12 protein-coding genes are annotated in these 13508 nt (G+C 65.3%); 5 read left to right on the top strand and 7 right to left on the bottom strand.

The annotated features are described in order from the left end of the window. Nucleotides 1-73 precede the first annotated feature (73 nt). Both dprA and ABWW33_RS04495 read right to left on the bottom strand, forming a co-directional pair. Nucleotides 74-1216 (bottom strand): DNA-processing protein DprA, encoded by a 1143-nt coding sequence (gene dprA, locus ABWW33_RS04500; RefSeq protein ID WP_353399408.1) that lies wholly within the window; start codon nt 1214-1216, stop codon nt 74-76. Continuing rightward, nucleotides 1213-2322 (bottom strand): LysM peptidoglycan-binding domain-containing protein, encoded by a 1110-nt coding sequence (locus ABWW33_RS04495; RefSeq protein ID WP_353399405.1) that lies wholly within the window; start codon nt 2320-2322, stop codon nt 1213-1215. Before ABWW33_RS04495 ends, dprA begins: the two co-directional genes overlap by 4 nt. A 235-nt stretch (nt 2323-2557) precedes the next feature. Between ABWW33_RS04495 and def the strand changes: the two genes are divergently transcribed. Together def and fmt are read left to right on the top strand one after the other, a co-directional pair. Next, complete coding sequence (def, locus tag ABWW33_RS04490) at nt 2558-3100, top strand: peptide deformylase (RefSeq protein WP_176654821.1); 543 nt, start codon at nt 2558-2560, stop codon at nt 3098-3100. Between the two features lie 31 nt (nt 3101-3131). After that, nucleotides 3132-4088, top strand: coding sequence for a methionyl-tRNA formyltransferase (fmt, locus tag ABWW33_RS04485; RefSeq protein ID WP_353399402.1), 957 nt, complete (start codon nt 3132-3134; stop codon nt 4086-4088). 4 nt (nt 4089-4092) lie between these two features. On the opposite strand, the gene ABWW33_RS04480 is transcribed toward fmt, so the two are convergent. Continuing rightward, nucleotides 4093-4998, bottom strand: a complete 906-nt coding sequence (locus ABWW33_RS04480; protein ID WP_353399400.1) for a LysR substrate-binding domain-containing protein — start codon at nt 4996-4998, stop codon at nt 4093-4095. A gap of 105 nt (nt 4999-5103) precedes the next feature. Between ABWW33_RS04480 and ABWW33_RS04475 the strand changes: the two genes are divergently transcribed. Together ABWW33_RS04475 and ABWW33_RS04470 are read left to right on the top strand one after the other, a co-directional pair. Then, nucleotides 5104-5922: a CmcJ/NvfI family oxidoreductase gene (locus ABWW33_RS04475; protein WP_353399397.1), complete on the top strand. Its 819-nt coding sequence runs from the start codon at nt 5104-5106 to the stop codon at nt 5920-5922. After that, the gene (locus ABWW33_RS04470; protein ID WP_353399394.1) at nt 5919-6497 is read left to right on the top strand and encodes a 2-hydroxychromene-2-carboxylate isomerase; all 579 of its coding nucleotides are present in this window, start codon (nt 5919-5921) and stop codon (nt 6495-6497) included. Before ABWW33_RS04475 ends, ABWW33_RS04470 begins: the two co-directional genes overlap by 4 nt. Nucleotides 6498-6501: 4 nt before the next feature. On the opposite strand, the gene ABWW33_RS04465 is transcribed toward ABWW33_RS04470, so the two are convergent. The 3 genes from ABWW33_RS04465 to ABWW33_RS04455 all read right to left on the bottom strand — a co-directional run bounded on the left by ABWW33_RS04465 (nt 6502) and on the right by ABWW33_RS04455 (nt 8792). Further along, on the bottom strand, nt 6502-7425 hold the full coding sequence (locus ABWW33_RS04465; RefSeq protein ID WP_353399391.1) for a DUF2145 domain-containing protein: 924 nt from the start codon (nt 7423-7425) through the stop codon (nt 6502-6504). Beyond that, nucleotides 7422-7880 (bottom strand): hypothetical protein, encoded by a 459-nt coding sequence (locus ABWW33_RS04460; protein WP_353399388.1) that lies wholly within the window; start codon nt 7878-7880, stop codon nt 7422-7424. The genes ABWW33_RS04465 and ABWW33_RS04460 overlap by 4 nt, the downstream gene beginning before the upstream one ends. Nucleotides 7881-7958: 78 nt before the next feature. Next, complete coding sequence (locus ABWW33_RS04455) at nt 7959-8792, bottom strand: glycosyltransferase (protein WP_353399385.1); 834 nt, start codon at nt 8790-8792, stop codon at nt 7959-7961. 287 nt (nt 8793-9079) lie between these two features. Between ABWW33_RS04455 and metH the strand changes: the two genes are divergently transcribed. Next, on the top strand, nt 9080-12853 hold the full coding sequence (metH, locus tag ABWW33_RS04450; protein WP_444550984.1) for a methionine synthase: 3774 nt from the start codon (nt 9080-9082) through the stop codon (nt 12851-12853). Nucleotides 12854-12862: 9 nt separating this feature from the next. Here the strand turns inward: metH and ABWW33_RS04445 are convergent, their stop codons facing one another. Beyond that, entirely contained in the window at nt 12863-13504 is a 642-nt protein-coding gene (locus tag ABWW33_RS04445; RefSeq protein WP_353399379.1) for a hypothetical protein, read from the bottom strand. Nucleotides 13505-13508: the final 4 nt, after the last annotated feature.

Raw genomic sequence — 13508 nt, 5'->3', positions numbered from 1 at the left:
TACTCTATCAGCTAAAACAGATGCCGCACAAGTGCTGCACAGAACGCCTTATCTTTCAGCAACTTGGACGCTGTCATGCGCGCAAGCGTTGGAACATACCGCCGGGCAAACGCTCGATCAGGCCCGCCAGTTCCAGCGCCAGCAACTGGCCCTGCAGGTCGGCGGCGGCCTGTCCCAGGCGCAGCGCCAGCAGGTCGGCCGGGGCCGGATCGTCGCCCATCGCCTCCAGCACGCGGTCGACAAAGCTGTCGTCCAGCGGCGGCCGCGCGCCGCCGGCGCCGGGCGCCAGCAATTGCAGGTCGGTCAGGATGTCGGCCGCCGTCTCCACCAGCTTGGCGCCGTCCTCGCGTATCAGGATGTGGCAGCCCTTGGACAAGGTGGCGTGGATGGAGCCGGGAATCGCATACAACGCCTTGCCCTGGTCCACCGCCAGCCGCGCCGTGATCAGCGAGCCGGACTTCGCGGCCGCCTCCACCACAAGCACGCCGCGCGCCAGCCCGCTGATGACGCGGTTGCGGCGGGGGAAGTTGTCGCGCAGCGGCGGCGTGCCCAGCGCGTACTCGCTGACGATGCAGCCCTGCTCGGCGATGCGGCGCGCCAGCTCGCCGTGACGGGCCGGGTAAATGCGGTCGGGGCCGGTGCCGATGACGGCGATGGTGCTGCCCGGACCGTTCAAGCCGCCCGCGTGGGCCGCCGCGTCGATGCCCAGCGCCAAACCGGAAACGATGGTCAGGCCGGCGTCGGACAGCGCCTCGGCCATGCGCGCGGCGTTCAGCATGCCCTGCACGCTGGCATTGCGCGCGCCGACCACGGCCAGCGACGGCCGCGCCAGCAGCCCGGCATTGCCCTTGACGTAAAGCATCAGCGGCGCGGCGGCGACATGGCGCAGCGATGCGGGATAGCCGGGATGGTCCAAGGTCAGCAGCAGGTTGCCGGGTTGTTGCTGCCAGGCCAGCGTGGCCTCGACCAGCGCAGCCAGTTCGGCGGGCGGCTGCAGCAGCGCGTCGGCCTGGTCGCGCTTGACCTCCTCCAGCAGCGTGTCGCGCTCGGCGCCAAAGATCGCCTCCGGCGTGGCGAAGCGCTCCAGCAGCCGGTGCGCCGTCAGCAGGCCGACGCCGGCCGTCATCTGCAGGCGCAGCCAGCCAGCCAGCTCGGGCGCGCTGACTGGTTGGAACTCGGCGGTGGGGGTATCCGTGGCTTGCACGGCGCGGGTCACTCCGGCGACTTGGCGACGTCGCCCACTTCCACCGGCGCCGACACCTGCATGATCAAGCCGTAGGAAATATGCTTAAACACGCGGAAGATAAACAAGCTGCCCACTTCCTCATCCGGCAGCTTGACCTGCTGTTCGCGCATGCCCAGCCAGCTCTTCTTGGCGGTGCCGTCGCTCACAGTCTTCCCCGCATGGTACAGCTGCAGCACGGAGCCGATGTCGAGTCCGTCAAGCTTTCCGCGATTAATGCTGACTACCTGGTTCTGGCCGGCGTGCGTCACGCCGCCGTAGATCGCCACCACCCGCGAATTGACCTTCAGCTCAGGCGGATGCGGCACGTAATTCTGCATCGGCATCGGCGGAATCGCGCGCAGCTGGTCGCCCTTGCCCATTTCCTCCTTGGCGCTGGCGACGATGAAGGTATGCACGTCGCTGCCGCTGCCCGGCTTGGCTTCGTTCTGCAGCTTCAGCGTGCCCAGGTAAAACGCCTCGTAGCCGATGACCTGCTTGGTGACCGGATCCTTCAGCGGGGTGCCGGGACGGAACACCTGGAACGAGGTGTTGCCCTTCAGGTCGCCGCGCACATAGGCTTTGTCGTCCTTGCCCAGGAACACATGGCTTTCCTGCGTGGCCACCACGCGCGGCGCGCCGGCCAGTTCGTCGTTTTCGATGATCAAAGGCTGCGTCAGGAACGGCTCGATGACGCCGGCCGGAATCGACGTCACCGCGTCCTTGCCCAGGCCCTCGGTGCGCAGTTGCGGCTTGAGCCGCAGGTTGGACGCGCCGCCGGCGCCGTCGATGGTCGCCTCGATCTTGTTGCCCAGCCGCAGGCGGCCGGCGGTGCGGTCGAACCAGATGATCTGGCCCGGATAGATCCAGTGCGGGTTGGCGATCTCGTCGCGGTTCATGCCCCAGACGGTCGGCCAGCACCATGGACGCTCGAGGAATTTACCGGAAATGTCCCACAGCGTATCGCCCTTGACCACCAGGTGCTGGTCCGGCGCGTCGGCGCGGAATTCACATTTCAGTGGTTCCGCCGAGGCCGCCGTCAGACCGGAAAAAAGCGCCGCCAATACTAAGCGGGTGCCGACTGTGCTAAAATTTTTCATTAGTAGATCCGGTAAATGCGCCATACATTGCGCAGGCACACGATAGCAAGAAGGTGAAAAGGCTTGCTAAATTGAATCAAATTCTGCCCATAAAACCCTGAACTAGCAAGAGAAACCGCGCAATGGTACCCGGCGCGGATGTTGCATTTTTGATGGGGAAAACCGCCGCGGCGACCTCCGGTCCACCGCGCGCGTTATCAAGGCAATCACTTAGTTATCAACACAGTTACAGCACATGGCTATCTTAAATATTTTGCGTTACCCCGACCCACGCCTGCACAAGGTCGCCAAGCCGGTCACCGTCTTCGACGAGCGGCTGGAAAAGCTGGTCGCCGACATGGCCGAAACCATGTACGAAGCGCCCGGCATCGGCCTGGCCGCGTCGCAGGTCGACGTGCATGAGCAGCTGGTCGTCATCGACATCTCCGAAACCAAGGACGCGCTGGTCGCCTACATCAATCCGGAAATCATCTGGGCCAGCGAAGAGAAGCAGGTCTACGACGAAGGCTGCCTGTCGGTGCCCGGCATCTACGACGGCGTCGAACGCCACGCCCAGGTCAAGGTCCGCGCGCTGGACGTCAAGGGCCAGCCTTTCGAAGTGGAAGCCGACGGCCTGCTGGCGGTCTGCATCCAGCACGAGATGGATCACCTGCTGGGCAAGGTGTTTGTCGAATACCTGTCGCCGCTGAAGCGCAACCGCATCAAGAGCAAGCTGGTCAAGGAAGAGCGCGGCATGGCGCGCGAAGCCCAGTTGCGCGCGCAAGGCCGCCGCTTCTGATTTCCATCATTCAGCATCACCGGGGAACCGCATGAAAGTCATCTTCGCCGGCACGCCGGAATTTGCCGCCGTGGCCCTGCAGTCCCTGCATGAGGCCGGCTTTGAAATTCCGCTGGTGCTGACCCAGCCCGACCGTCCGGCGGGACGCGGCATGCATCTGCAACCGTCCGCCGTCAAGCAATACGCGGTCGCGCACGGCATCGAAGTGCTGCAGCCGCTGTCGCTGCGCACCGACAGCAAGGACCCGGTGCGCGCCGAGCAGGCGCTGGCCGCGCATGCGCGTCTGCTGTCGACGCCGTACGACGTCATGGTGGTGGCCGCCTACGGCCTGATCCTGCCGCGCAGCACGCTCGACATCAAGCCCTGCCTCAACATCCACGGTTCGCTGCTGCCGCGCTGGCGCGGCGCCGCGCCCATCCACCGCGCGATCGAGGCGGGCGACCGCGAGACCGGCATCACCATCATGGAAATGGAAGAAGGCCTGGACACCGGCCCGATGCTGCTGATCGAGCGCATCGCCATCGGCGACCAGGACACCACCGGCATGGTGCACGACAAGCTGGCCGCGCTCGGCGGCAAGATGATCGTCGAGGCGCTCAACAAGATGAGGCACGGCCAGCTGGAAGCCGTGCCGCAGCCGGAGGCCGGTGTCAGCTACGCCGCCAAGATCAGCAAGGAAGAAGCGGCGCTGGACTTCACCCAACCGGCCGTCGAGATCGGTCGCAAGATCCGCGCCTTCAATCCCTTCCCCGGCGCGCACGCGTCGGTCAACGGCGTCAACGTCAAGCTGTGGGGCGCCGAACTGCTGGAAGCCGACAGCAAGGCGCCGGCCGGCCAGGTGTTGGCGGCCGACGCGCAGCACGGCATCGTCGTGTCCTGCGGCAGCGGCTCGCTGCGCCTGACGGAACTGCAAAAGCCGGGCGGCAAGCGCCTGCCGGCGGCCGAGTTCATCAAAGGCTTCCCGCTTGAAGGCTTGACCTTCGCCTGACAACTCAGCCCGCAGCCTTGCGTGCTTCGGCGCGTATCCAGTCGGCGACGATGATGGCGTCCGCGCCGGCGTCGCGCCGCGTCAGCAGCCAGTAGGCGTAATCGCTGGCGGCCGGCGGCAAGCCGCTGGCCAGCGCCAGCTTGCCCTGCTCCAGCAAAGGCCGCACCAGTTCCAGCCGTCCCAGCGCGACACCCTGCCCGGCCAGCGCAGCCTGCACCACCTGATCGTACTGATTGAAACGCAGCATGCCTTGGGGCTTGACCTTCCCTGCACCGGCGCCGCGCAGCCAGGCAGCCCATTGCAGCCAAGGACGCGACACGTCGTCAAACTCAAGCAACACCTGCCGGCGCAACTGCGCCGGATCTTCAATCGCGGCCACGGCCAACGCGGGATGCGCCACCGGCACCAGCGCTTCGCCGAACAGCCGCAGCGCGCCTTGCGGCGCCTCCTCCGGCCGGCAATACCGCAGCGACAAATCGACCTGCTCGCGTTCCAGATCGACGAAGCGGTTGTTGGCGGCCACCCGCACGTCGATGTCCGGCGCCGCCTGCTGGAACGCGTTCAGGCGCGGCAATATCCACAAGGCCGTCACGCCGATGCTGGCGCTGATGGTGACCGGCTGCCGCGTATCGGCGGGGCGCAGGCTGGCTACCACGTCGCCCAATTGCTCCAGCATCGCATCCGCGCTGCGGAACAGCCGCCGGCCCTCGCCGGTGAACTCGATGGAGCGGTGCCCGCGCACCAGCAGCCGGTAGCCCAGCGACGATTCCAGCGCCTGTATCTGGCGGCTGAGCGCCGACTGCGTCAGGCACATGTCTTGTGCCGCGAGCGTGATACTCATGCGGCGGCCGACTGCGACAAAGCTGCGCAGCAGGTCCAGCGGCGGAAGATCCAAAAGGCGGTCAGGCATGGCATGACTGTATCACGCATGCACAACAGGAATGTGAATGCGGCGAATATACCGTTTGAGCGGCGAGGCGGAATCGGATTCAATGAGGCTTTCAGGGAGACCGACATGACTCATCACACCACCGCCGCGCTGGAGTTCCTGCAGCCGACATCCGAGCGCCCATACACCTATATGTACCCGCCGCCCGACGGCCGGCCGTGGCAGAACGCAGCCTACGAATCCGTGGCGGTGGCGATACGCGACGCGCGCGCGGACGGCGGCCTGTCCATCGACCGCGAAGGCTACGAGCTGCGCGAGGCGCCCACCGCGGTGCGCGACTTCCTCGACAAGGACCAGGTGGTACGCCTCTACTATCCCGAAGTGGCGGAGCTTGCGCTCGCAGTCTCCGGCGCCAGCCTGGCCTTTGTGTTCGACCATCTGGTGCGCAAGCGCACGCCTGGTTCGCCGCAGGCGTTCGGCCGCGTCGAAGGCCAGCGCCCCGGCGCGGCGGGACGCGTGCACTGCGATTTCACGCCGGCGTCGGCGCACCGCAGGCTGCTGCAGGAGTTGGGCGACAAGGCGGCCGGCGTTCGGCGCTACGCCATCGTGAACCTGTGGCGTTCGATCCGCCATCCGGTGTTCGATGCGCCGCTGGCCGTGTGCGACGCGCGCAGCGTGTCGTCCGACGATCTGGTCGCCAGCGATATCTTCTACCCCGAGCGCACCGGAGAAATTTACCAGGCCATGCACAATCCCGCGCAATCATGGGCATACTTCCATGCGATGACGCGCGAGGAGGTGCTGATCTTCAAGCAGTACGATACCGAAATGGCGGGCCATACGCCCCATGCCGCTTTTGAGCACCCGGAAACACCGACGGGTGCGCCGCTACGTGAAAGCATTGAAATCCGCTGTCTGCTGATCTATCAAGGAGATGCAAAATGAAAATTGAATTCTGGTTCGACTTCGCCAGCAACTACAGCTACCTGAGCGTGATGCGCATCCGCAGCCTGGCGCCGGACGGCGTGGCCTGGCGCCCCTTCCTGCTTGGCCCGATCTTCAAGGAAGCGGGCTGGAACAACTCGCCCTTCGTTCTGCAGAAGGACAAAGGCGCCTACGTCTGGCAGGACATGCCACGCCAGTGCGCCAAGTACGGCTTGCCTTGGCGGCAGCCGACCGAGTTCCCGCGCAACTCGCTGCTGGCGGCGCGCGTGGCCATCCTGTGCGAAGAGCAGCCATGGATGCAGGATTTGTGCGAGCGTGTAATGCTCGCCAATTTCTCCGAAGACCGCGACATCGGCAGCGCGGAAGTCATGACGGACATCCTGACCTCGCTGGGCCAGGACGCCGCAGCCATCCTGCAGGAAGCGCAGAGCGACGCCAACAAGGCCAGGCTGCGCACGCGCACCGAGCAGGCCAAGGCGCTGCATATCTTCGGCGCGCCGACCTTCATGGTGGACGGCGCCATGTTCTGGGGGAACGACCGGCTGGACGACGCGGTGGCGATGGCGATGCGCTAGTCCACTAGTCGCGCAGCGAGATCACACGATCGCCGTCGCCCGGCTTGCAGCCTGCGGCGATCGGCGTCCAGCCTCGGTGGATGACGATCTGCCGCTCGTCGTGGCACAGCTCGACGCGCTCGCTGCCTGGGAAGCGCTGGTGCACAAAGGCTTCGACAGTCGAGGGCAGACTGATCTTCAGCTTCATCGCCCAGCGGTCGTCATCGGGATGGTCGTCCAGATGCAGCAGCGGCACGAAGTGCGAGACCAGCATCAGGAAGCGGGAATCGACGTCGACCGGTTCCGGCGCATAGCGCTCGTCGCGCAGCCAGCGCTGGGCGCGTTCGCGCAGGTCGTCGCCATCCGCCAGGTCGCCCCAGCCGGCGGCCAGCATTTCCATGACCCACTGGTTGCAGTTCTGGTAGCGGGTGCTGAAGGCATAGGCACTGGCGCTGTACTGCGCGGCCAGCAGGTGCAGCACGCGCGGGGTGTCGAGCAAGGCCGGACGCAGCTGCGCGATGGCCTGCGGCGGCAGCCGCACGATGGAGATGTAGCCCAGCGCGGGATCGTCGGTGCCGAGCGCGAAGCCGGCCAGGCCCTGGTCGAATATCCGTGGACGATGCTCGTCGCAGGCATAGTAAAGCTGTCGCGCGGACCAGGCGCCGGCTTCCGAACGCCAGGCCAGCGCGGCGTGCGAGTAGCGGATGCCGAAGCGCGACAGGTCGAGTCCCGAGCGGCTGACCAGCGCCAGCCCATCGTCGACGCCGGCCAGTTCCTCGCGCAGCACGGCGGCAAAGCGCAGCAAGCGGTCTTGTTCGGACGCGGTCAGCGGCTGGCTGCGGTCGCAAAAACGTGAAGCACCGGAGGAACCGCCGGCCTGCGCGGCGCCGGCCGTGCACAGCGCGGCGCAGGCCAGCGTGGCCAGCGCCAGCGCGCGGGCCAGCTTCAAATGCCGAGTGGGCGCGAGGCCAGCTCGCCGTACCACTCATCGGCCAGCACGAGGTAGAACGGCTGATGCGTGTCGCCGCGGCCGAACTCGATGCCGTAGACGCGGTTCTGCGCATACATCGCATCGCCGACGGCAAGTTGCTGCTTGTCGAAGGTGGTCTGCGGCAGATCCAGCACGACGCGCTGCTGCGGATCGCCGGCCTCCATGGTCACACGGGTACGGCCGGCGCGGTCGGGCGTGGCGGCGATCTGGATGATGCGGTACTCGCCGTCGGCGACGCGGCGGTTGTCGCCTTTCGAGCTGTTGCTCGAACCGTTGAGCGAATCGGAAATACTGCCGCTGGACGCCGATCCAGCGCTGGAGGCCGACGAAACGAAACTGTCGGCGTTGGCATTCAAAGCCAAACCCAGCGCGCCGGCCGCGCAGATCAGGCGGATGGATTGAGAAATCTTCATCGATACTTCCTTAATTTTGCAAATAAGGAAGTATAAGTTAAATCACGGAGCTGGCAGGCGAACGATGGGGCCGGCATGTCAGATGATTTGGACAAACCCGGCACATATCTGCGATTCGCGCGGCAGCACCAGCTTGCTGCTGCGCACCTGCCGGTTCCAGTCGTGGTTGGCGCGCTCCTTGTCGGCGCAGTAGTAGTTGCGGCCGTGATCCAGATGCAGGCTCACCAGCGTATGCCGCGCCCGCACGCCGCGCACACCGATATGGTTCAGCCGCAAGCCCATGTTCAGGTCGCCGCCGCCATACGCCATCTGCTCGTCGAAACCGCCGACGGCCAGCACGTCCTTGCGCCAGGCGCAGCTGTTGGAGCCGCTGAAGGCGTCGCGCTGGGTCAGCACGTCCAGCGTCCGCGCCAGCAGCCGGTTGCGCGTCAGCCGCGACGCGCCCTTGCGAAAGCCGGGTATCGCACGCAGATAGCCATAGCTGAACAGGCTTTGGTCGCGCACCGCCGCCAGCAGGTTGCTGCGCAGGTGGTAGGCCTCGGGAATGCTGATGTGGCTGCCGCCGGACAAAAAGATCCCGCGCCGCATCAGCCGCACGTAGTTCTCGACATAGTCGTCGCGCGGAATGCAGTCGCCGTCGGTGAACAGCAACAGGTCGCCGCAGGCCGCCAGGATGGCGCGGTTGAGCGCGCGGTACTTGCCAAAGCCGCGCTGCTCCTGCGTCTGGTGCAGCAGCGGCAATTGCCAGCCCTCGGCCTGTACCGCGGCGATGGCGGCGCCGATCGCCGGGTCCACGCCGTCCTGGGCGACGATGATCTGGTCCGGCCTGTGCGTTTGCCTGGCATAGCCGGTGAGCACGCATTCCAGCTCGCGGCCCTTGCAGTGCGCGGAAATAATGACGGTGATTTTCATCGTAGCGCAATCGACATGAAGGAGGCTTCATTCTGTCGACGCGACGTTGCTGGCTAATTGCGCAATGTTGCACTTGGTATCGCTCTGTTTCCCCGGTAAATCCATGCAAAACCAAGTAAGGACAAGTAGCAAACAAGCAACAAAACGGCAGATTGTTGCTGCGACGCAGCGGTTGGCTGAAGCTTATTCCGCGATGCCGTATAATTTTAGACCGCCGACCATCGTTGGCGCCGCTCGCCCACGACCACAGAAAGTATTAGATGAATAACAACGTGTCCCGCCCCGTGATGTCCAAGACCGATGCCCAGCTGCGCGAGATCCTCGCCCGCCGCATCATGATTCTCGACGGCGCGATGGGCACCATCATCCAGCAGTACAAGCTGGATGAAACCGCGTACCGCGGCGGCCCGACGGGCCGGTTCATCGACTTCGCCGCCCCCGCTGGTTCCGGCGCGCGCGAGCTGTTCGTCAAGGGTAACAACGAGCTGCTGACGCTGACCCAGCCGCAAGTGATCCAGGAAATCCACGAGCGCTACCTGGCCGCCGGCGCCGACCTGATCGAAACCAACACCTTCGGCGCCACCACCATCGCGCAGGACGACTATCACATGGCCCACCTGGCCTATGAGATGAACGTGCAAGCGGCCAAGCTGGCGCGCGCCGCCTGCGACAAGTACAGCAGCGCCGACAAGCCGCGCTTCGTCGCCGGCGCCCTCGGCCCGACGCCGAAGACCGCCTCGATCTCGCCCGACGTCAACGACCCGGCCGCGCGCAACATCACCTTCGACCAGCTGGTCGACGCCTATCACCAGCAGACCAAGGGACTGGTCGAAGGCGGCGTCGACGTGCTGCTGGTCGAGACCATCTTCGACACGCTCAACTGCAAGGCCGCGCTGTTCGCGATCGACAAATTCTACGAAGAGAACCCGGGCCTGCCGCGCCTGCCGCTGATGATCTCCGGCACCGTCACCGACGCCTCGGGCCGCATCCTGTCCGGCCAGACCGTTCCAGCCTTCTGGAACTCGGTGCGCCACGCCAAGCCGCTGACCATCGGCCTCAATTGCGCGCTGGGCGCGGCGCTGATGCGTCCCTACGCCGAAGAGCTGTCGCAGATCGCCGACACCTATGTCTGCATCTACCCGAACGCCGGCCTGCCCAACCCGATGAGCGACACCGGCTTCGACGAACTGCCGGCCGACACCTCGGCGCTGCTGCGCGAATTCGCCGACGCCGGCTTCATCAACGTGGCCGGCGGCTGCTGCGGCACCACGCCGGACCACATCAAGGCCATAGCCTCGATGCTGGCCAAGACCGCGCCGCGCACCGTGCCGGTCGTGCCGGTGGCGCAGCGCCTGTCGGGCCTGGAACCGTTCACCATCGACGACAGCTCGCTGTTCGTCAACGTCGGCGAGCGCACCAACGTCACCGGCTCGAAAGCGTTCGCGCGCATGATCCTCAACGAGCAGTACGACGAGGCGCTGAGCGTGGCGCGCCAGCAGGTGGAAAACGGCGCCCAGGTCATCGACATCAACATGGACGAGGCGATGCTCGATTCTCTGGCGGCGATGACCCGCTTCCTCAACCTGATCGCCTCCGAACCGGACATCTCGCGCGTGCCGATCATGATCGACTCGTCCAAATGGTCGGTGATCGAAGCGGGCCTGAAGTGCGTGCAGGGCAAGTCCATCGTCAATTCGATCTCGATGAAGGAAGGCGAGGAGGAATTCATCCGCCAGGCCAAGCTGTGCCGCAGCTACGGCGCCGCCGTCATCGTCATGGCCTTCGATGAAAAAGGCCAGGCCGACACCTTCGAGCGCAAGATCGAAATCTGCGAGCGCGCCTACAAGCTGCTGGTCAACACCGTCGGCTTCCCGCCGGAAGACATCATCTTCGACCCGAACATCTTCGCCATCGCCACCGGCATCGAAGAGCACAACAACTACGCGGTGGACTTCATCAACGCCACCCGCTGGATCAAGGAAAACCTGCCGCACGCGAAAATCTCGGGCGGCGTCTCCAACGTGTCGTTCTCCTTCCGCGGCAACGACCCGGCGCGCGAGGCGATCCACACCGTGTTCCTGTACCACGCGATCAAGGCCGGCATGACCATGGGTATCGTCAACGCCGGCATGGTCGGCGTCTACGACGACTTGCCGGCCGAGCTGCGCGAGCGCGTCGAGGACGTGGTGCTGAACCGCCGCGACGACGCCACCGAACGCATGATCGACATCGCCGGCACCTTGAAGGCCGGCGCCGGCAAGCAGGATGCGCAGAACCTGGAATGGCGCAGCGGCCCGGTCGAGAAGCGCCTGGCGCACGCGCTGGTGCACGGCATCACCCAGTTCATCACCGAAGACACCGAAGAGATGCGCCAGCAGGTGCTGGCCGCCAACGGCCGTCCCATCCACGTGATCGAAGGCCCGCTGATGGACGGCATGAACATCGTCGGCGACCTGTTCGGCCAGGGCAAGATGTTCCTGCCGCAAGTGGTCAAGTCGGCGCGCGTGATGAAGCAGGCCGTGGCCCACCTGATTCCGTACATCGAGGAAGAAAAGCTGGCCGAGGAAAAGCGCACCGGCATCGTCGCCAAGCCGAAGGGCAAGATCGTCATCGCCACCGTTAAGGGCGACGTGCACGACATCGGCAAGAACATCGTCTCGGTGGTCCTGCAATGTAATAACTTCGAAGTGGTGAACATGGGCGTGATGGTGCCCTGCTCCGAGATCCTGGCGCGCGCCAAGCTGGAAAACGCCGACATCATCGGCCTGTCCGGCCTGATCACGCCGTCGCTGGAAGAGATGGCCCACGTGGCCAAGGAAATGCAGCGCGACGAGCACTTCCGCATGCTGAAGATCCCGCTGCTGATCGGCGGCGCCACCACCAGCCGCGCCCACACCGCCGTCAAGATCGCCCACAACTACGAAGGGCCGGTGGTCTACGTGCCGGACGCGTCGCGCTCGGTGTCGGTGGCGCAGTCGCTGTTGACGCCGGAGAGCCGCGAGCAGTACATCGAGGAGATTTCGCAGGACTACATCCGCATCCGCGAGCAGCACGCCAACAAGAAGGCGCTGCCGATGCTGTCGCTGAAGGACGCGCGCGCCAACAAGATGGTGGTGCCGTTCGACGGCGCCGCCGCGCCGGTCAAGCCGAAGTTCATCGGCCGCCGCGAGTTCAAGAACGTCGACCTGGCGACCATCGCCCGCTACATCGACTGGGGCCCGTTCTTCCAGACCTGGGACCTGGCCGGCCCGTTCCCCGCCATCCTGACCGATGAAGTGGTCGGCGAGGCGGCCACCAAGGTGTTCGAGGAAGGCCAGGCGTTGCTGAAGAAGCTGATCGACGGCCGCTGGCTGAGCGCCAACGGCGTCATCGCCCTGCTGCCGGCCAACACGGTCAACGACGACGACATCGAGATCTACACCGACGACACCCGCGCCACCGTGGACTTCACCTACTACGGCCTGCGCCAGCAGGGCGTCAAGCCGGTGGTGGACGGCGTGCAGCGTCCTAACCAGTGCCTGGCCGATTTCATCGCGCCCAAGGCCTCGGGCGTCAAGGACTACATCGGCATGTTCGCCGTCACCGCCGGCCTGGGCATCGAGAAGTACGAGAAGCGCTTCGAGGACGCGCACGACGACTACTCGTCCATCATGCTCAAGTCGCTGGCCGACCGCCTGGCCGAGGCGTTCGCCGAATACATGCACGAGCGCGTGCGCACCGACCTGTGGGGCTATGCCGCCGGCGAGACGCTGAGCAACGACGACATGATCGCGGAGAAGTACGTCGGCATCCGTCCGGCGCCGGGCTACCCCGCCTGCCCCGAGCACACCGTCAAGCGCGACATGTTCAAGACCCTGCAGGCCGGCGAGATCGGCATGGAGCTGACGGAATCGTTTGCCATGTATCCGGGCGCCGCCGTGTCGGGCTTCTACTTCGCGCACCCGGAATCGAAGTACTTCGTGGTCGGCAAGATCGGCGAAGACCAGCTGGCCGACATGGCCGAACGCCGCAAGGTGGACAAGGCTGAACTGGAGCGCTGGCTGGCGCCGAATCTGTCTTAACTAAGTTATCTAGAGCGCGGCCATCACCACGGTGGCCGGCGTGTTCACCTGCGGCGCCGCCGGCGCCAGCAGCGTGGATCCGGGCGGCAGGCTTTGCTTCAACAGCTTCAAGGCCTCCGCCGTCAGCGCCACGAAGGCGTTCTGGTGCTCCATCAGCTGGCGCGTCATCCACTGCCAGCCCTCTTCCGTTTCGCACAACCACACCATGCCGTCGGGGAAGCCGTCGGGGATCGCCGCCAGCGGCGCCTTGACCACGATGCGGCTTTGCGGTCCCCACAAATAGTCGGGCGGCGGCTCGCGGTGCCAGCCGTAGCCATTCTTTTCAGCGTAGGTGTGGTTGTGGCGGAAGGTCAGGTCGACCACTTCCCGCTCGCCGACCAGGTCGTCGGCCGATTCGATCCAGCAGTGATAGGCGCCGCCGGCAGGATTGGAAAAGGCGTCGTTGTCCATCATGCGCATCAGCCGGCCGGCGCCGCAATCGACCGCGGCCAGGCCCGCCACCGGCCGGTAGACCCGGTCCAGCACGATGCTGATCAGATTCGAACCGACGATGGCGTACACGTGGCACAGCGAACAATATTGTTCAGGATAGTGCTGGCGGATGACCTGATTGACGCACTGCGCGATCAGGGACCTGACGGATAACGCCATCGAA

Origin of the sequence: Duganella hordei (assembly GCF_040369125.1) — a bacterium.
Lineage (GTDB): Bacteria > Pseudomonadota > Gammaproteobacteria > Burkholderiales > Burkholderiaceae_D > Rugamonas > Rugamonas hordei.
This window is presented reverse-complemented; position numbering and strand designations above follow the sequence as displayed.